The following is an 18029-nucleotide window of genomic DNA, read 5'->3' as shown; positions in this document are numbered from 1 at the left end:
ACTGATCTCCACAATCTCATTTTGGTCAGGAAATTATTAATGAACAGTAATAAACGACTCCTTGGGGCTCATGAATCCGTCTCGGGCGGCCTCCATACGGCCTTCGAGCGCATCATCAAGGTAGGCGGCACGGCTTTGCAGATTTTCACGCGCAACCAGCGCCAGTGGGAGGCAGCCCCGGTGAGCGCCGAAGAAGCGGACGCCTTCGCCAGGGCCTGGGAACAGTGGGGTGGCTACCCGGTGGCCAGCCACGCCTCCTACCTGCTCAACATCGCCTCGCCGGACGAGGCGGCCAGACGGCGCTCGGCCGGGGCCCTGGCCGAGGAACTCGAGCGCTGCCGAGCGCTGTCCATCCCCTGGGTGGTGCTGCACCCGGGCTCGCGCACCGGAGCCGGGCTCGAGGAATCCCTGGAGCGGGCGGCCCGGACCCTCGACCTAGCCCTGGAAAAGGGCGGGGACGGCCCTATGATCCTCCTGGAGAACACCGCCGGACAGGGTACGGGACTGGGGGCCGACCTGGAGGAACTGGCCGGGATCATCGCCCGCTCGAAGCATCCCTGCCGCCTGGGACTGTGCCTGGACACCTGCCACGCCTTCGCGGCAGGATACGATGTGGCGACGCGCCAGGGCCTGGACGCGGCGCTTGCGCTTCTGGACCCGGAGAGGCTCAAGCTCGTGCACGTCAACGATTCCAAGGGAGGGCTCGGGTCCAGGCTCGACCGGCACGAGCACATCGGAGAGGGCGCCATCGGGCTGGAGGGCTTCCGGGTGGTCATGAACCATCCGGCGCTGATTGGGCTGCCCATGGTGCTTGAGACGCACAAGGAGAAGGAACTGCTGGAAGACGTGAAGAATCTGAAGGCGCTTCAAAAGCTGATCGGGAAATCGCCGGTCTAGGGTGCGAAGCAAAAAGGGTGTCCGGATGGCGCAGCCCGTTGGCCGCCGGAGGCTCCTCCTCCCTCCTCATTGCCTCGCGTCCCAAAGCTCCTCGTAAACACGGGCGATCTCCGCCGCGATGACCGGCCAGTCGTAGTATTTCCGGGCGATCTCGCGCGGGCAGGGGCCGGCTTCCAGGGCGAGCCCCTGCCGTACGGCCTGGGCCAGGTCGTCGCGGCCGGGGCGGTACCATATCCCCAGCCTGTCGCGCTCGGCGGCCGGTCCGGGGAATTCCCCCAGGGCGCTGGAGAGAACGGGCACGTCCATGGCCATGGCCTCCACGGCGGCCATGCCGATGCCCAGGAGCCCCGGTTCGGCCACGTTGATGATGCACAAGTCGCTGGCAGCGATGTAGTCCGGCAGGTCGGCGTGGGGCACGCGGGGCATCCCCCGGTCGGCCCTGGCCATCACCTGTTCGAAAAGTTCGTCCTGGGGGAATCCCCCGGCCATCAGGAGACAAGCCTCGGGGAGCGAGGAGCGCACGGCGTCCATGGCGTCCAGGATCTTGTCCACGCCTTTGAGCCGGAAGTAGCGCCCGATGTAGAAGGCGATCTTGGCCTTGGCGGGCAATCCGAGGCGTTGCCTGGCCAGGGCCTTGTCCCGGGGGGTGAAGGCTTGGAAGTCCACCCCCATGGTGAGCTTGGAGGCGGGCACGCGGCGTCCGCGCAGGTAGGACAGCTCCCGGTCGGAGATGGCGAAGACGTGGCCGTAGCGGGCAAGGGACGCGTTCTCCAGGGGCAGCGCGGCCGTGAGCGCCAGGCGCTTGGCGGGGGGGCGGCCCTCGGCCAGGCGCAGGCCCAGGGGCGGGGTGCCGTGGTTGTGAGCGGTCTTGATGGCGTTTCGCGGCAGCAGTCCGGCCAGGACGCCGAAGGCCGAGTGCACCTCGTGCATGTGCAGGATGAAGCGTTCCCGCCGGGCCTTGCCCCAGAGGGCGCGGAGCATGGGCAGGCTCGTTTCGTAGCTGAACTTTCCCAGCGGGGCGGGGCGGGACGGGAAGATGCGGCAGGCGAGGCCGTTCACGTCGACGGTCTTTTCCCGGGGTTCGCGCCAGTCCGGCCGCCAGCATTCCAGGGCGAACCGGCCGGGGAAGGCGCGGTGCAGGGCCGTGGCGGTGCGCACATGCCAGTCGTCCGTCATGGACTGCGCGTCCATGGGCCGGGTCGGGTCCCGGAAGTACCAGGGCGAATGGTTGAGCACGTGCAGGACGCGGATTTTGCTCATGGCTTCCCTCTGCGGCGCACGGCTGCCGCGATGAGCCCCTGCTCGGGGCAGCGCAGGAGCGCCTGGACGCCCACGTAGACGGCCAACGCGACGGATCCGGCCAGGACCAGGGCGGCGAGCCTGCTTGCGAAGCCGCGCCCGTCGATGATCCCGACGATTGCGGGCCTGAGCCACCAACAGGCCGCCGCCATGGCCAGGCCAGCCAGCGTGGCCCGGCCGAACGCGGCCAGCAGCGCCCGCTGGTCCAGGCCTTCGAGCCTTGCGCGCAAGGCCAGGTACAGCATGGCGCAGTGCAGTACGGCGGTGAGGGAGAAGCCCAGGCTCAGTCCCGGCGTGCCGAGCGTTTTTGCGAGCCATACGTCCAGGGCCACGTTGACGGGGATCATGGCTGCGGCCGCCTTGAGGATCAGGCCCGGAGTCTTGAGGGCGAAGCAGGCGTCCACCAGGAGGTTGCGCGCGCACACGGCGAAGAGCCCGCCCGAGTAGGCAGCCAGGGTGAGTCCGGTCCCGGCTACGGCGGCATCGTCGAAGGAGCCCCAGCCCAGGAACACCCGGACGAATTCGTGGCTGTACACGACGAGGAACATCCCCAGCGGCAGCATCAGGTAGAGGCTCAGGCGCATCCCGGCCGCCAGCTTGCCGGCCATGGCCCCGTTGTCGCCGAGGCTGGCGTCGCGGGCCAGGAAGGGGAAGAGCATGGCGGAGAGGGCCAGGACAAAGATCTGTTCGGGCAGGGAGAACAGCCGGTAGGCGTAGCTCAGGTAGGAGATGGCCCCGGTGGAGACCTCCGAGGCCAGGTGCACCTCCACCAGGGGCACCACGTTGCCCAGGGCGAAGGTGGCCAGCGAGGGAAGCATGAGCGCCCCCATGCGCTTGAGGCCCGGATCGGATACGTCCACGGCCGGGGCCGGGACCGCTCCGTCGCGCCTCAGGGGGACGAGCAGCATGAGCGCCTGGAGGACCGAGGAGAGGAGCAGTGCCTGGGCCATGACCTCCACGCCGTAGGTGCCGGTCAGGGTAAGGAGCATGACGATGACGCAGACGTTCTGCACCACAGGGAGAAACGCCGGGGCGATGAACTGCCGGTGCGCGTGCAGGAGGCTCCGGAACAGGCCGGTGATCCCTCCGGCCAGCACCACGGGCGCGAGCATCCGGGCCATTCTGGTGGCCAGCTGGTGGGCCTGCGGGTCGAGGCCCGGGGCGAGAAATTCCATGATGGCCGGGGCGAAGAGGGCGTAGGCCGCCCCCAGCACGGCAAGCACGGCAAGCACCGCTCCCGAGGCGGCGCGGGCGAATCGCCGGGCGGCCTCTTCGCCGTGCTTCTGGGTGAGTTCGTAATAGACGGGGATGAAGGTGTTGGCGATGAGCACGCCGAGCAGGCTGTTGAACAGAACGTCGGGAAGCCTCCAGGCGGTGAAGAAGGCGTCGGTGGCCTCGCGCGCGCCGAAGCTGCCCGCGACCAAAGCCTCCCTGGCCACGCCGAGCACCTTGCTCAGGATGTTTATGGATACCACGAACAGCGAAGTGCGGAAGAAAGACGTATTGATGCTTTTATGGTCCATGGAGTTGTCCGGCGTCTTGGCGCGGCTGTTCAAGACTGGCTACGGAACGCAGGAGGCGAAGTCAACGCGGGAAGCGGCGTCATGAATGCATCTCGATGCGCAGGAGATCCTTCGCCGCAGGCAGGTGTTCGTGCGGTTGAAAAACTGGTCGAATGCATTTTTGATCCGGTCCCGTTTCGCAGAGAGGAACGGGAGGTTTTTTGATTTGATTGTGCCGTTGTTGGGTTCTTTCGGCATTGCGTTTTTCAATAATTTCATTGCGACATTTTTTGATGTACGCCCTCAGATCCGGTGGCTGGAGCGGGAGAACAATCTCCAAAAAGTGTTGCTTCCGGTGGACAATCGCGCTGATCGTATTGACTCTTTCTTGCCTTGCACGTAGTTTGCATGCGGCAGGGAATGTACATCGTTGCGCCCCCGGGACTCTCGTTGCAGAAGGGCCGGTGAAAGGCCCGGATGGTCCATACTGCGTAGAGGTGCGTGCGAATCATGAATGTCTGGCACATGACTCCGCTACGGGCGGCCGCATTGATCCTGACGGTCGTCCTGTGCGTGGCCGGGTGCGCCAAACCGGCCAAGAAATCGTCCGAGATGGCCTTGGAGCCGGTCGATCCAGTGACGATCGCCGCGGGCGACGTGCTGGAGTTCCGCTTCACCTACGCCACGCAGTTCAACGATTCCCAGGCCGTTCGCTCCGACGGCAAGATCGACCTGCCCATGGTCGGCGAGGTGCAGGCCGAGGGCAAGAGCCTGGCCCAGCTGCGCCGCGAGCTGTCCGAGATGTACTCGGGCAAGCTCAATTATCCCGACCTCACGGTGATCATGCGCTCCCAGTCCAACCTGCAGGTCTACGTAGGCGGAGAGGTGCGCTCCCCCGGGCTCATACGGGTGCGAAACCGCATGACCGCCCTGGAGGCCGTGATGCGCGCGGGCGGGCAGGACCCCAAGACGGCGGCTATGTCCAGCATCATCGTGGTGCGCCACAAGGGCGACGAGCGCTACGGCTGCAAGGTGGATCTCACCGACGAGCTCGACGGCAAGGCGGGCAAGGTGTTCTGGCTGCAGCCCGGGGACATCGTCTGGGTGCCCAGGACCGTCATCACCCAGGTCAACGACTTCGTCGAGCAGTACATCAACAAGATGGTTCCCCGGACCGGCATGGCCGCCTCGATCACCGACTCCGGAGCCGGGCCGGTGGTCAAGTCCCTTGGCGTGCAGACCAATTTCTAGCGCATGAACTTCACCTCCATAGGCTCTCCCATCACGCACTCGGTCCTGGGGTCGAAAGTGGCGCCCAAGACCATGCGCGACGTCTATCACGTGCTCTTCCGGCACCAGGCCAACGTGCTGCTGTTCTTCTTTTCCGTGCTTCTGGCCGTGGTGACGGGCACGTTCCTGGCCCCCCGGATATACAAGTCCGACGCGGAGATCCTCATCAAGCTCGGCCGCCAGTCGGCGGTCATCGACCCCACCGTGGCCGCGTCGGGGCAGGTGGTGAGCGTCCAGCAGAACCGCGAGACAGAGGTCAACTCCGAGATGATCATCCTGCAGAGCCAGGAGATGGCCGAGCGGGTGGTCACGTCCGTGGGGGCGGACCGCATCCTCGAAAAGGATGACGAGCCGGTAAAACCCATGGCCGGGGACGCCCTGCTGCGCGCGACCATACGCGAACGCGACCAGGCCGTGCGCACAGTCATGCAGTCCGTCAAGATCGAGGCCCTGCCGCGCTCCAACATCATCGCGCTGTCCTACGAATCCCAGGACCCGAAGCTGTCGCAGCAGGTGCTCAACACCCTGATCGAGGCGTACCAGGACAAGCACATTTCCGCGCACTGGACTCCCGGCTCCTACGAATTCTTCCTGCAGCAGACCGAGCAGGTGCGACAGGCCCTGCTCAGGACGGAGAACCAGCTGCTGGAGCTCAAGAATCGCCTGGGCATCTCCTCGGTGGAAGACCAGCAGCGCACCCTGCGCGACCAATACTCCTACCTGCGCCAACAAGTGGAGGGCACCGACTCGAGCGTTGCCGCCTCCAAGGCCAAGGTGGACTCGGTGCGCGCGCAGCTGGCCAAATTCCCCGAGACCATGACCCGCGAGGTGCAGAAGAACGTGGCCAACCAGGCCTACGACTACATGCGCCAGGACCTCTTCCGGCTCCAGCTGAAGCAGCAGGAGATTCTCTCCATCTACAAGCCCGACACCGCCCAGGCCAAGGAGATCGCCCGCCAGGTGGCCGAGGCCGAGAAGATGCTCAAGGAGCAGGCCAGCAACCGTACCCAGACCGTGGTGGGCACCAACCCCATCTTCATGGAGCTCACAAGCTCCCTGGTGGCCGAGGAGACCGTCCATTCCGCGCTCGTGGCCAAGCGCACCGTGCTCGGCACGCAGATGGACAAGCTCATGAACGATTTCCGCGACCTGAACGAGTTCGAGTATTCCGTGAAGAATCTCGAACGCGAAAAGGACGTCCTCTCCGCCAACTACTCGAAGTACAAGAACAGTCTGGAGGAGGCCCGCATCGACGAGGCCCTCAAGACCCAGCGCATTTCGAGCATCAGCATCGTGCAGGAGCCTTCCCTTCCCGTGCGCCACGTCAAGCCCAGGATGCTGCGCAATCTGGCCGCCGGCCTGGTGCTGGCCGTCATCGGCTCGCTGGCCCTGGCCTTCATCCTGGAATATCTGGACCACACCGTGAACCGGCCCGAGGATGTGGAATACTCCATCATGTTGCCGGTGCTGCTGGACGTGCCCGCCAGGTTCTTCAAGGCCGAATCCTGCGAGGCGCCGGGGGCACCGCCCGGAGAAGGGGGCGGGGCTGGGAGAATGTTCCGTGACGCGGCGGTGAAGCTCGGGACCAGCATCAAGGAGCAGTTCGCGGGCAAGCCAGAGCCTCCCAGGACTCCGGAGTCCCGCGCCTACGCCCGGGTTCATACCGAGCGTTTCTACGACAACATGTGGGACAGACTGTTTCTGAAGCGCTCCGAGCTCTCCAAGCCTCCCCGCAGCATCGCCGTCACCGCAAGCTACGACGGCGAGGGCGTGAGCACCGTGGCCGCCAACTTGGCCATTTCCCTGGCCAAGAACAGCCGCGAGAAGGTGCTCCTGATCGACGCCAACCTGGGGAGCCCGTGCATGCAGGAGGTCTTCTGCACCCTGGGCGATTCCCACGGCCTTTCCGATCTGATCGCCGGGCGCACCGACTATGTGGAGCCGGTGGCCCAACCCGACTATCCCCGCCTGTGGCTCTTGCCCGCGGGCGGGGCGCTCACCGGCGACGACGCCTGCATCGACCCCCGGTACATGGAAGCCGTGGTGGGCAAATACCGCGACGGCTTCGGCTACATCGTCATCGACTGTCCGGCCGTATGGCGCTCCAACGTCCCCACCCGCATCGCCACGGTGGCGGATGGCGTGATCCTGGTGGTGGAAGCCGAGCGGGTGCGCGTGCAGATCGTCGAGCGCACCAAGGAGCGGCTGGAAGAGGTCAACGCCCGCATTCTGGGGGTCGTGCTCAACAAGCGCCGGTTCTACATACCAAGCTGGCTCTACCGCCAGATATGATTCCGGGCCCGCCGTCCGGCCGGTCTTAAGAGGACGAGCATGCACATCCCGAGCCTCTGGGAGCGCTTCAAAGTCTACCGAACGTGGGACCTCGCCGCGGTCTGTCTGGCCATGATGGCCAGCTTCTGGCTGGCCGGGTCCATCCATCTTATCGACCGGCCCGACACCATACGGGCCGCGCTGGACTATCGCGTGCGCGTGGGCAGCGTGATCCTGGTGGCGGGCTCGCTGGTCATGTGGCGGGTGCTTTTCTGGGGCTTCGGCCTTTACGACCCGTGGCGGCGCGGCAAATGGCGCATCAAGGCCCAGCGGCTCGTGGGAGCTTGCCTTACGGGCGTGGTCATCATGGGGTGCATGGGGGTGGTCACCGGACGTCCCGTGGACCCCGGCTATCTTCTGGTGCTGTGGCCCGCGACCTTCTTCCTGGTGGCGGCGGAGCGCTTCCTGATCAGCCGGATCATGAGCCGTGACTGGCGGTTCGGCTCCTTCACCCCTCAGGTCATCCTGGTGGGCTCGGGGCCGCGCATGGCCGAGTTCCTCGCGGAGCACCGCGAGAAGCGCGAGACCGGGCAGATAGACGTCCTGGGCTTCGTGGACGACGACTGGGCCGGCTCCTCGGCCCTGCAGGAGCTCGGCATCCGCAGGCTCGGGGCCATCGCCAGCCTGCCCAAGCTCCTGGATGGCAGGGTGGTCGATTCACTGGTGGTGGGGCTGCCGGTGCGCAAGTTCTACGAAGAGACCGAATGGATCATCGACCTCGCGGCCACCCGGGGCGTGGACATCAAGCTCATGCTGGCCACGGACCGGCTGCGCTCCAAGCGCTTCTGGCTGGAGGGGGAGGGAGCCCAGCTTTTGTCCCTGGGCCTTGCCGGAATGAGCGGTTTCGAGGGCTTCCTCAAGCGCCTGCTGGACGTGTGCGGGGCCCTGGCCGCCATGCTGGTCCTGTCGCCGCTCTTTTTCGCGGCCGCCCTGTCGGTCAAGCTGTCCACCCCGGGTCCGGTGATCTTTTCCCAGTGGCGCGCGGGGCTCGGCATGCGCCCCTTCCGGATGCTCAAGTTCCGCTCCATGGTGGCCGACGCCGAGGCGCGCCTCAAGGACGTGGCAGCGCTCAACTACGAGACCGGGCCTGCCTTCAAGATCAAGGACGATCCGCGCGTCACCCGCGTGGGCGCGTTCCTGCGCAAGTACAGCATCGACGAGCTGCCGCAGTTCTTCAACGTCCTGCGCGGGGAGATGAGCCTGGTCGGGCCGCGCCCGCTCTTCGCCTACGAGATCGAGCGCATCGACGATCCGTCCGTGAAGCGCCGCTTCTCCGTGAAGCCCGGCATCACCGGGCTGTGGCAGATCGGAGACCGTGGCCGGGTCACTTTCGACGAGCGCCTCCGCCAGGACCTGGACTACATCGACAACTGGAGCATCTGGCTGGACATCAAGATCCTTTTGAAAACACCCTTCGCGGTGTTCAGGGCGAAGACGAGCTGAGCCGTGCCTAAAGACCTGACCGTCGCCATCGTCAGCTACAACTGCCGCGAAGTCCTGCTGGGATGCCTGGATTCCCTTGAGCGCAGCGTCCAGGACGTCTCCTATGAGGTCCATCTGGTGGACAATGCCTCCACGGACTCGACGGTGGAGGCTGTGCGCGCCCGCCATCCCTTGGTGCGGCTCACGGCCAGCCCGGAAAATCTGGGATTCTCCAAGGCCAACAACCTGGCCCTGCGCGAGGCGGACACTCCCTTCGTGCTGCTCCTCAACCCGGATACGGTGGTGGGCGACCACTGCTTCGACCATTCCATCGGCTTTCTGAACGCGCATCCCCGCGCGGGCATGGTCAGTTGCCGCCTGGTGACCGGGGACGGCTCCCTGGACTTGGCCTGCCGCCGCAGTTTCCCCTCGGCCTGGGACGGATTCTGCCGCGCCTCCGGGCTTTCCCGGTGGTTCCCCAAAAGCCCGCTGCTGGCCCGCTACAACCTCACGTATCTGGACGAGGGGCATCCCGCCCGGGTGGACGCGGTCAACGGGGCCTACATGATGGTCACACGCAAGGCCCTCGATCGCGTGGGGCTTTTGGACGAGGACTACTTCATGTACATGGAGGACATGGACTGGTGCTGGCGGTTCGCCCGGGCTGGCTTCGAGGTCCATTACAACCCGGGGTGCACGGTGGTGCACCTCAAGGGACAGAGTTCGCGCGCCCAGAGCACCCGGATGATCCATGCCTTTTACGATTCCATGGAACTCTTCTGCGTCAAGAACACCCATCCTGAACACGGCTTGGCGCGCACGCTCACCCTGGCCGGGATCCGGGCCTGGAAATGGCTCACGCTTGTCCGCAACGCCCTGCGCGCGAACAAGCGGGTGAGGCCCTGACCCGTGGCCGCAGGACAAGCCCGGCAGGGGCGGCGGGCCATGGATCGCCGCGTTCCCACCCTGGCCTCCAGGCTGTTCTCCGTCCATGCGGCCGTGATCGCCACCGGGCTTGCGCTTGGCTGGCTGGTCTCGGCCGCCGGCGCAGGGATCGGCGTGGGAGTGCTGGGGGGAATCTTCTTTCTGATCCTGAGCCTCAAGAGTCTGCGCCCGGCCATTATACTGTCTGTGTCCATCATGATGGTTTTCGGGCGCGGGGAGCTCTACCAGTACGACATCCCCTTCGCGGGCGGCGGGCTCAAGCCCTCGGACCTTCTTCTGGCCGTGGTGCTCATATCCTGGGCGGTGCGGGTGCTGGTGTTCAAGCGCGTGGTGCTGCGGCTTCCCAAGGTGTTCTGCTCCCTGGTGCTCGTGTATATGGCCGTGGCCACGGCGTCGGCCTTGGGGTCGCTCACCTCGGGCATCTACTTCAAGGACGCCCTGCTGGAGCTTCGCCCGCTGCTGCAATACCTGCTGGTCATCCCCCTGATCGCCGAATTCGACTCCGCCGCTCTGCGCCAGAGCGTCTGGATTCTGCTCGGCGTGTCGGTGTTCTCGTCGGTGCGCATCCTGGTGAACTACTGGATGGGCGTGGGCGAGGTGCTGCTCTACGGCGAGGGCATCCGGGTGGTGCTCCTGGAGCTGGGCGCGTACCTGCCCCCGGTCATCCTGGGGTTCACCTTCTACCTGTTCGGGCTTCGTCCCGTGCTGTCGCTTTCCGTCGGCCTGCTCAACCTGACCGCGCTGGCCGTGACCTTCTTCCGCAGCGCCTACCTGGGCCTGACCTCGGGCCTGGCCTTCATGTTCCTGGTGGCCGAACCGGCCATCAAGCGACTCATGCTCAAGCTTGCGGTCTTCGTGGCGGTGGGAGGGTGCATCATCTGGGTGGCCCACAGCGTGATTTCGCCCAAGGCCGTCAACCCCATCGAGTCGGTGGTGACGCGGGTTCTGTCCCTGCGCGAGTTCAAGGAGGACATATCCTCCCTGCACCGCCTGCGCGAGTGGGAGGCCGCCAGCGCCCTGATCGCCCGCAGCCCGATCTGGGGCAACGGCCTGGGCACGCGGGTGGTCTTCGAAAGCCCCATGTACGACGCCGAGTCGGAACAGCTGGGCTACCTGAGCCACGACATCTACATGCACAACAGCTACATGTGGCTGCTGGTGAAGATGGGGGCCGTCGGACTGGCCAGTTTCATGTTCCTGCCGCTGACGGCCATGTGGACGGCGGTGCGGTCGCTGCGCTTCCTGGCCGACCCGGCGGTGCGGGCCACCCAGCTGGCCATGTGCGGCGTCTTGGCCGGGAACTTGGTGATTTCCATGTTCGGTCCCATGTTCAACATCGACAACATGACCCCCATCAATGCGTTCATCCTCGGCAGTGTGTTCATCCTGGCCCGAGAGGCCCAAAATCCCTGGGAAAACGAAATATGAGAGCTTTGGTCACAGGCGGGCTCGGATTCATCGGCTCGCACCTGACGGACGCCCTGATCGAAAAGGGCCTGGACGTGGCGGTTCTGGACAACCTGGAGTATCAGGTCCACCGGGGCAGCTACCCCGCCTACGCCAACCCCAAGGCCGTCACCATCATCGGCGACGTGCGCAACCAGGGGCTTCTGGCCAACGCCCTGGACGGCGTGGAGGTGATCTTCCACCAGGCCGCCCGAGTGGGGGTGGGCCAGTCCATGTACGAGCCCGTGCGCTACGTGGAGTCCAACTGCCTGGGCACGGCCGCCATCCTGGACCATCTGGCCAACCGCAGGCACTGCGTGCGCAAGGTGGTGGTGGCCAGCTCCATGAGCTGTTACGGCGAGGGCAGCTACCTCTGCCCCGGCTGCGGCGGCTCCAAGGTGGCGGCGCGCACCCAGACCCAGCTTGAGGCCAAGAACTACGAGATGGTCTGCGCGGCCTGCGGCCAGGCGGCCCGCCCGGTGCCCACCCGGGAGGACCACCCCATGCGCCCGGATTCGGTCTACGCCGTCACCAAGCGCGACCAGGAGGAGATGTGCCTGAGTTTCGGGCGGCATTCCCCGGTGCCCGCCGTGGCCCTGCGCTACTTCAACGGCTACGGCACGCGCCAGTCGCTCTCCAATCCCTACACCGGGGTGTGCGCCATCTTCTGCTCCAGGCTCAAAAACGGCCAGCCGCCGCTCATCTTCGAGGACGGCCTGCAGATGCGCGACTTCGTGCACGTGTCCGACATCGTCCAGGCCAACATCCTGGCCATGGAGAATCCGGACATGGACAACAGGGCCTTCAACGTGGGGTCGGGGAATCCCCTCACCGTGCTGGACCTGGCCCGGACCATCGGCCGGGTCATCGGCTCCGACGTTGAGCCTCAGGTCACGGGCCAGTTCCGGGCGGGCGACATCCGCCACTGCTTCGGCGACTGCTCGGCCATCACGGCCATGGGCTACAAGCCCGCCATGAGCCTGGAGGAGGGCATCGCCCGGCTCACCAGCTGGGCCGAGGGCGAGAATGCCCACGACATGGTGGACAAGGCCTGGGACGAGCTGCGCAAGCACAGGCTGGTGCGGTGATGCGGGCTCTTTCGACTCGTTTTGTCCTGGGGGCGAAAACGTCCATCCGCCAAGGCTGGTGCCACGATGCGTAAGCCTTCCGTGGCCATCGTCCTGGTGAACTGGAACAACCTCCAGGACACCCTGGACTGCCTTCAGTCCCTGGCGGGCATGGACTATCCCGACTACGGGGTCATCCTGGTGGACAACGGCTCCACGGACGGCTCCCTCGAAGTGTTCCGCTCCCGGCCCGACGTGGACTTCATCGAGAACGGCGAAAACCTGGGTATCGCCCGGGCCAACAACGTGGGCATCGCCCGGGCGCGCGAGCGCGGCTTCGACTGCATCATGCTCCTGAACAACGACACCGTGGTGGCCCCGGACATGCTCTCCATCCTGGTGGACGTGCTGGAATCCGACCCGCGCATGGGCATCGTCGGGCCTAAGATGTACTACCACTCCGAGCCGGACGTGATCTGGTTCGCCGGGGGCACCGTCATGCCCTGGCGCGGCGACTGCGCCCACGTGGGCTACGAGGAGAAGGACCGGGGACAGCACGACGTGGAGGAGGAGACGGACTACATCACCAGCTGCTGCCTGTTGGCCCGGACCTCGCTTTATACGGAGCTTGATGGCATCGACCCGTATTATTTCATCTATTTCGACGAGGTGGACTTCTGCCTGCGCGCATCCCAGCGCGGGCACCGGGTGGTCTATGTGCCCCGGGCCAAGCTGTGGCACAAGGTCAGCCGCTCCATGGGCGGGGTGGGCAGCGCCCGCTACTGGCACCACTACATGCGCAGCCGGGCCTACTTCCTGGCCAAGTTCTATCCCTGGCCCAACCGGCTCGCGGCCTACCTGTGGATATTCCTGCATGACCTGCCCCGCTGCATGCTGCGTTTCCTGCGCCGCGGAGCCTTCGACCGCATCCCCGCTTATGTGAGCGGGCTGACGCGCGGCTTGTCCGGACGGTAGGCGTCGTCATGCGTATCCTGTTCTACTCACCCGTATGCCCCTGGCCCCCGGACGAGGGGGGCAAGCTCAGGATCATGGGCGTGCTTGCCGAACTGGCCAAGCGCCACGACGTGTCCCTGCTGACCACCATCCGCAGGCCCGGCGACCGTGAGGGTGTGGCGCACCTGCGCACCCGGTTCGCCAGGGTGGATGCCGTGGAGCTTCCCTGGAGCAGGTGGGGCAAGCTGTGGCACATGTTCCTGGGCTATCTGTGCGCCGCGCCCTTCCTGGCCGTGATCTACCGGGACGCGCGCCTGCGCCGGGCCGTTGCCGAAGCGGCCCGGGTCCACGACGCGGTCCACGCCGTGTACCCTTACGGGGCGCAGCTCATCCAGGATCTTTCCTGCCTCAAGGTCATGGACACCCAGAACGTGGAGACCGACGTCCTCGCGGGCAACTCCCGCCGATGCCGCAATCCGTTGCGCAAGCTGCACCACCGGCTCCAGTCCGTGTTCATGCGCCGCTTCGAGCTGGGCGTGGCCGCGCGCATGGACGCGGTGCTGGCCTGCTCGGATGCGGACCGGGACTTCTTCCTCGCGGCCAACAGGAACACGGTCACCGTGCCCAACGCTGTGGAATCCTTGCAGGAACGAGAATTTCCCACGGGAAAGGATGTGGTGTTCACCGGGCTCATGAGCTATCTGGCCAACGTGGATGGCATCCGCTGGTTCTGCGCGGAGGTCTGGCCGCTGGTGGCGGCCCGGGAGCCCGAGGCCCGGCTGTGGATCGTGGGCAAGGACCCGGGCCCAGGAGTTACCGCCCTGGCAGGGCCCGGCGTGACCGTCACCGGACGCGTGGACGACGTCTCCGGATACTACCGGCGGGCCCGGGTGTTCGTGTGTCCGCTTCGCGTGGGCAGCGGCACGCGGCTCAAGATTTTGCAGGCCTTGTCCTTCGGCGTGGCCGTGGTCAGCACCGGGCTTGGCTGCTCTGGCCTGGAGGTGTCCCCCGGCGAGCACCTGCTGGTGGCCGATACCGCCCGCGACTTCGCCGAGGCGCTGCTTGCGGCGCTCGGCGACGAGGACCTGGCCCGGCGGCTGGGCCTTGCGGGGCGCGAACTGATCGCCCGGCGCTACACCTGGGCTGCTGCGGTCGAAACCTTAAGCGAGAAAGTGTACCGCCAATGCGCGTAAGCCTCATCGTCACCGTGAAGAACGAGGCCTCCAGCATGGGGGCCTTCCTGGATTCCGTGGCCGCCCAGACCCGCCTCCCTGACGAGCTGGTCATCGTGGATGGCGGCTCCACCGACGGCACGCTTGAGATCATCCGGGCGCATCCCTTGGACGTGCTGCTGGAATCGACCCCCTGCAACATCGCGGGCGGGCGCAACCGGGCCATATCCCTGGCCTCGGGCGAGGTCATCGCCGTCACCGACGCAGGCTGCCTGCTCGATCCGGGGTGGCTCGAGCGCATCAGCGACCTGCGCGGGGCGGACGTGGTGGTGGGCGGCTACGAGCCGGTGGTGGAACGTCTTTTCGACGCCTGCCAGTACGCCATGCACAACCTCTTCCGGTCTTCCAAGAGTATCGACCGCTTCGCCATCTCCAGCCGTTCCCTGGCCTTCCGCAAGGTCGTCTGGGAAGAGCTGGGCGGCTATCCGGAATGGCTCGACTTCTCCGAGGACACCTGGTTCCACAACAAGATCCGCGCCAGCCGCTTCGCCATGCGCATGGAGCCATCGGCCGTGGTGCGCTGGCACATGCGACCCGGCTACCGGGCCATCTACCGGCAGTTCTTCCTGTACATGCAGGGCGACGGCAAGGCCCGCCAGCACACCAGGCGGCATATGATCCGGCTCGCGGCCTACGGGGGGGGCGTGCTCATGTTCTGCCTGAGCCTGTCCAGGCCGCTGTGGCTGCTGCCCCTGTCCGCCGGCTTCTGCGCCTACCTGTGGCAGCCGGTGCGCAACTTCCGCCGCCTGGGTCTGTATCCGCTGTCGGCAAAGGCCATGGCCACCATGCTGGCCATGCTCGTGACCATGGATTGCGGCAAGATTTTCGGCTACATTTCGGGCCTCAACAGTTCCGTCTCACATCCAGCGGACCAACCCCGGCCAGAGAAATGAAAAGAACACTCCTTCTCGCGCTCCTGGTTCTCCTCGCGTACGTGTGTCCGGCCCAGGCCCTGCAGCTCGGGCTGCACATGGACATGACCTTCTCCGACGACCAGGGGGTCAACGCCCGCGCCGTGACACTGGCCAAGACGGTCTACGCCAAGGTCTCGCGCAACAGTTTTCTCTGGCACAGGGTAGAGCCGGAAAAAGGCAAGCGGGACTGGTCGCAGTTCGACCAGATCGTGGACATGCTCGTCCATGCGGGCATCGAGCCGCTCATGTGCGTGTACGGATCGCCCGCCTGGGCCAGCGGGGCCACCGGCTCCGAGGACCAGTACTGGCTCCACGTGCCCACGGACCCCGCGAAGTTCGAGGCGTGGCTCGCCCAGTACAAGGATTTCATGCGTGAGGCCGCGCAGCGCTACAAGGGCAAGGTGCGCAAGTGGGAACTCTGGAACGAGGAGAACATCAGCGACGCCTGGCGCCCCAAGCCCAATCTCGACCAGTACGTGGCCTGGTACACGGCCATGCGCGAGGTGATCCGCTCCGTGGACAAGGACGCCGAGATCGCCCTGGGGGGCCTGGGCAACCTGACCTTCGTGGGCGAGGGCAGCATGCCCGGCTACCTGTTCCTGGAGACCCTCTACGAGAAGGGGATCCATCCGGACGTGGTGGCCATCCACCCCTACACCAAGGTGGCCCCGGACCAGTTCAAGCAGTGGGACAACAACTTCGACGACATAAGCCTCATCCACCGCATCATGGAAAGCCACGGCCAGTCCGGCCGTCCGCTGTGGATCACCGAATGGGGCTGGTCATCCGGGGAAATAGGGGAGCAGCGCCAGGCCATGTACCTCAAGAAGTCCCTGGAGATGCTCGAGACGCGCTTCAAGTACGTCTCCATGGCCCTGTACTTCATCGATTGGGACCGGCCGCCGCAATACTATTTCGGTCTCTACACAACGGAGTTCGTCTCCAAACCGGCCGCGTTCGTCTTTGCCGAGCAGGCCAAACTACTGGGGCAGGGCAGGTAGCGCACCATGGCAGACCGCAAGAATCCGGTTTATCTGAGACTGATGATCATCGTGGTGGCCCTTTTCCTCGGGCTTTCACTGAACATGTTCCAGTTCCGCAATCCCTTCAGGAATCTCGGGATGGAACCGCCCAAGTCCTCGCAGCCCTCCGAGCCGACCAAGTTCGTGGCCGGGCAGGAGCCGCAGCCTCAGGGGCCAACCGAGTCGCAGACCCTGCCTTCCGCCAGCGAGGAGGGCGCCGCCCCCAAGACTGCCCAACAGGCCGCTCCGGGCGACGGGGCAACGCCCAAGCCGGAGCCCGCGAGGGAATCCGGCCAGGCCTCCAAATCCGGCGGGGAATCTCCGGCGGACCAGACGGCCTCTCCGGCCTTGTCCGCTCCGGACGACAAGGCCCAGGCCGCCGCTCCGCAGGCCGTGCAGCCCGCAGTGGAGACTGCGCGGGACAACGGGCTTACACAGCCCGCCGTCACCAGCGACGAGAAGAAGGTTCGCTCGGCCAAGCTGGGACGACAGGTTCCGGCCGACGCCAAGGGCGGGGACGCCGCCGAGACGGCCAACGCCCAGGCGGAGGCTCCTGCCGCAGCCCAGCCCCAGCCCAAGGAAACCGCCAAGTCCGCGGCCAAGGTCGAGCAGGCATCAGGGCAATCCGTCCAGGCGCAGTTCACCGCGCCAAAGCAGGCCGACCAGCCCGCAGGCGGGGGGGAGAAATCCGCCGTGTCCGCAGGGGGCAAGGTGCTCGACATCAAGGTCCAGGATAATCCGAGCGAATTCGTGCTCACCATCGTCACCGACGCGCCGTTGGAGCGGGTCACCTCGTTCCATGCCAAGGCTCCGGCCCGGCTTGCGGTGGACCTCTGGGGACCGTGGCAGACCAGCGGCGGGGGGGCTGTGACCGTGCAGAACGGCCTGATGGAAAAGGTCCGCCTGGGCGCGCATCCGGACAAGCTGCGCGTGGTGATCGATTACCGCGACAAGGATCTGGCCACGTTCTCGGAACCGGTCATCGAGAAGCAGCCCAAGGGCGTGGTGGTCAGGGTGCCCAAGCCCAAGACCGCGGCGCAGTAAGGCGCATCAAATCGTGAACGAAAGGCCGGGCCAGTCCCGGCCTTTTTCGTGTGGGTGGAAATGTCGAGCGGCGAAGGCCTCCGGCGGCCAAAGGGAGTGCCTCCCTTTGGAATCCCCTATGAGGCTCGTGCCCGTTAGGCCTTGCGAGATCCCAGGCCGGAGAGGCTCCCGGCCGAGGATAAGAGCGCCGAGCTGCCGCCCGATCCTGACGATTTGGCCGTCAGCTGCGCGAGCTGCTGCGTAAGCGACGCCATCTCGGTCTCCAGGCCCTTCACGGCGGACTGCTTGGCCTCGGCGGGCATGTCGCTCTGCTCCACCTTGGCGATCTTCTCCTGGAGCTCCTTGATCTTCTTCTTGATCCTGGTCGCGGGATCGCCCTGCGAACCGTCCGTGTCCTCCTCGTCGATCTTGCCCTGGTACTTCCCAATGAGCTTGGAGAGCGCCTTGGCGGCCTCGGAGAAGGAAACCTTGTCCTTGGAGGATGCCGTCGTCGAGGACGACCTGGATGCACTCCCTTGGGCCTCGGTCGCGGAAGCCACGGCGTCGGCCCTGGCTGCGGCCTGGGCCGATTGGGAATATCCCTGGGCTGCGACGGATTCGATCATGAGGAGCTCCTTGCCGGAGTTGGAGTGGGAAAATGATTCCGCCTCCTGCTGGAAAGCAA

At 65.8% G+C, this 18029-nt stretch carries 16 protein-coding genes; 13 read left to right on the top strand and 3 right to left on the bottom strand.

All coding sequences use genetic code 11. The features are described 5' to 3' along the window. The first annotated feature begins 39 nt into the window (after positions 1 to 39). Complete coding sequence (locus tag ML540_RS12030; RefSeq protein WP_243361368.1) at positions 40 to 897, top strand: deoxyribonuclease IV; 858 nt, start codon at positions 40 to 42, stop codon at positions 895 to 897. A 66-nt stretch (positions 898 to 963) separates the two neighbouring features. Here ML540_RS12030 and ML540_RS12025 read toward each other — a convergent pair whose 3' ends face one another. After that, positions 964 to 2157 carry a glycosyltransferase family 4 protein gene (locus ML540_RS12025; protein ID WP_243361366.1) on the bottom strand — a complete coding sequence of 398 codons (1194 nt, stop codon included), beginning with the start codon at positions 2155 to 2157 and terminating at the stop codon, positions 964 to 966. Next, positions 2154 to 3752, bottom strand: coding sequence for a murein biosynthesis integral membrane protein MurJ (gene murJ / locus ML540_RS12020; RefSeq protein WP_243361364.1), 1599 nt, complete (start codon positions 3750 to 3752; stop codon positions 2154 to 2156). Before murJ ends, ML540_RS12025 begins: the two co-directional genes overlap by 4 nt. 52 nt (positions 3753 to 3804) lie before the next feature. Between murJ and ML540_RS12015 the strand changes: the two genes are divergently transcribed. The 12 genes from ML540_RS12015 (at position 3805) to ML540_RS11960 (ending at position 17365) form a co-directional block, all read left to right on the top strand. Further along, positions 3805 to 4101, top strand: a complete 297-nt coding sequence (locus ML540_RS12015; protein ID WP_243361361.1) for a hypothetical protein — start codon at positions 3805 to 3807, stop codon at positions 4099 to 4101. A 107-nt stretch (positions 4102 to 4208) separates the two neighbouring features. Next, the gene (locus ML540_RS12010; protein ID WP_243361747.1) at positions 4209 to 4949 is read left to right on the top strand and encodes a polysaccharide biosynthesis/export family protein; all 741 of its coding nucleotides are present in this window, start codon (positions 4209 to 4211) and stop codon (positions 4947 to 4949) included. A gap of 3 nt (positions 4950 to 4952) precedes the next feature. Then, entirely contained in the window at positions 4953 to 7280 is a 2328-nt protein-coding gene (locus tag ML540_RS12005; RefSeq protein ID WP_243361358.1) for a GumC family protein, read from the top strand. 39 nt (positions 7281 to 7319) lie between these two features. Next, positions 7320 to 8762 carry a sugar transferase gene (locus tag ML540_RS12000; RefSeq protein WP_243361356.1) on the top strand — a complete coding sequence of 481 codons (1443 nt, stop codon included), beginning with the start codon at positions 7320 to 7322 and terminating at the stop codon, positions 8760 to 8762. 3 nt (positions 8763 to 8765) lie between these two features. Then, on the top strand, positions 8766 to 9647 hold the full coding sequence (locus tag ML540_RS11995; RefSeq protein ID WP_243361354.1) for a glycosyltransferase family 2 protein: 882 nt from the start codon (positions 8766 to 8768) through the stop codon (positions 9645 to 9647). Between the two features lie 39 nt (positions 9648 to 9686). Further along, on the top strand, positions 9687 to 11114 hold the full coding sequence (locus ML540_RS11990; protein ID WP_243361352.1) for an O-antigen ligase family protein: 1428 nt from the start codon (positions 9687 to 9689) through the stop codon (positions 11112 to 11114). Beyond that, the gene (locus tag ML540_RS11985; protein WP_243361350.1) at positions 11111 to 12220 is read left to right on the top strand and encodes an NAD-dependent epimerase/dehydratase family protein; all 1110 of its coding nucleotides are present in this window, start codon (positions 11111 to 11113) and stop codon (positions 12218 to 12220) included. Before ML540_RS11990 ends, ML540_RS11985 begins: the two co-directional genes overlap by 4 nt. A 66-nt stretch (positions 12221 to 12286) precedes the next feature. Next, positions 12287 to 13174 carry a glycosyltransferase family 2 protein gene (locus ML540_RS11980; RefSeq protein ID WP_243361348.1) on the top strand — a complete coding sequence of 296 codons (888 nt, stop codon included), beginning with the start codon at positions 12287 to 12289 and terminating at the stop codon, positions 13172 to 13174. 8 nt (positions 13175 to 13182) lie between these two features. Next, complete coding sequence (locus ML540_RS11975) at positions 13183 to 14346, top strand: glycosyltransferase (protein WP_243361346.1); 1164 nt, start codon at positions 13183 to 13185, stop codon at positions 14344 to 14346. Then, complete coding sequence (locus tag ML540_RS11970; protein ID WP_243361344.1) at positions 14337 to 15278, top strand: glycosyltransferase; 942 nt, start codon at positions 14337 to 14339, stop codon at positions 15276 to 15278. Before ML540_RS11975 ends, ML540_RS11970 begins: the two co-directional genes overlap by 10 nt. Continuing rightward, positions 15275 to 16300, top strand: coding sequence for a GH39 family glycosyl hydrolase (locus ML540_RS11965; protein WP_243361342.1), 1026 nt, complete (start codon positions 15275 to 15277; stop codon positions 16298 to 16300). Before ML540_RS11970 ends, ML540_RS11965 begins: the two co-directional genes overlap by 4 nt. Positions 16301 to 16306: 6 nt before the next feature. Then, positions 16307 to 17365, top strand: a complete 1059-nt coding sequence (locus ML540_RS11960) for an AMIN domain-containing protein (RefSeq protein WP_243361340.1) — start codon at positions 16307 to 16309, stop codon at positions 17363 to 17365. A 134-nt stretch (positions 17366 to 17499) separates the two neighbouring features. Here the strand turns inward: ML540_RS11960 and ML540_RS11955 are convergent, their stop codons facing one another. Then, complete coding sequence (locus ML540_RS11955) at positions 17500 to 17970, bottom strand: hypothetical protein (protein ID WP_243361338.1); 471 nt, start codon at positions 17968 to 17970, stop codon at positions 17500 to 17502. Positions 17971 to 18029 lie beyond the last annotated feature (59 nt).

The sequence above is a fragment of the Fundidesulfovibrio terrae genome, from assembly GCF_022808915.1.
Classification (GTDB): Bacteria; Desulfobacterota; Desulfovibrionia; order Desulfovibrionales; family Desulfovibrionaceae; genus Fundidesulfovibrio; species Fundidesulfovibrio terrae.
This window is presented reverse-complemented; position numbering and strand designations above follow the sequence as displayed.

Excerpts from the sequence above, each read along its gene's own strand:
- ML540_RS12015 (WP_243361361.1), top strand. The coding sequence starts at position 3,805 with ATGCATCTCGATGCGCAGGAGATCCTTCGCCGCAGGCAGGTGTTCGTG.
- ML540_RS11965 (WP_243361342.1), top strand. The coding sequence starts at position 15,275 with ATGAAAAGAACACTCCTTCTCGCGCTCCTGGTTCTCCTCGCGTACGTG.
- ML540_RS11985 (WP_243361350.1), top strand. The coding sequence starts at position 11,111 with ATGAGAGCTTTGGTCACAGGCGGGCTCGGATTCATCGGCTCGCACCTG.
- ML540_RS11970 (WP_243361344.1), top strand. The coding sequence starts at position 14,337 with ATGCGCGTAAGCCTCATCGTCACCGTGAAGAACGAGGCCTCCAGCATG.
- ML540_RS12000 (WP_243361356.1), top strand. The coding sequence starts at position 7,320 with ATGCACATCCCGAGCCTCTGGGAGCGCTTCAAAGTCTACCGAACGTGG.
- ML540_RS12005 (WP_243361358.1), top strand. The coding sequence starts at position 4,953 with ATGAACTTCACCTCCATAGGCTCTCCCATCACGCACTCGGTCCTGGGG.
- ML540_RS11990 (WP_243361352.1), top strand. The coding sequence starts at position 9,687 with ATGGATCGCCGCGTTCCCACCCTGGCCTCCAGGCTGTTCTCCGTCCAT.
- ML540_RS11980 (WP_243361348.1), top strand. The coding sequence starts at position 12,287 with ATGCGTAAGCCTTCCGTGGCCATCGTCCTGGTGAACTGGAACAACCTC.
- ML540_RS12030 (WP_243361368.1), top strand. The coding sequence starts at position 40 with ATGAACAGTAATAAACGACTCCTTGGGGCTCATGAATCCGTCTCGGGC.
- ML540_RS11960 (WP_243361340.1), top strand. The coding sequence starts at position 16,307 with ATGGCAGACCGCAAGAATCCGGTTTATCTGAGACTGATGATCATCGTG.
- ML540_RS11975 (WP_243361346.1), top strand. The coding sequence starts at position 13,183 with ATGCGTATCCTGTTCTACTCACCCGTATGCCCCTGGCCCCCGGACGAG.
- ML540_RS12025 (WP_243361366.1), bottom strand. The coding sequence starts at position 2,157 with ATGAGCAAAATCCGCGTCCTGCACGTGCTCAACCATTCGCCCTGGTAC.
- ML540_RS11955 (WP_243361338.1), bottom strand. The coding sequence starts at position 17,970 with ATGATCGAATCCGTCGCAGCCCAGGGATATTCCCAATCGGCCCAGGCC.
- ML540_RS12010 (WP_243361747.1), top strand. The coding sequence starts at position 4,209 with ATGAATGTCTGGCACATGACTCCGCTACGGGCGGCCGCATTGATCCTG.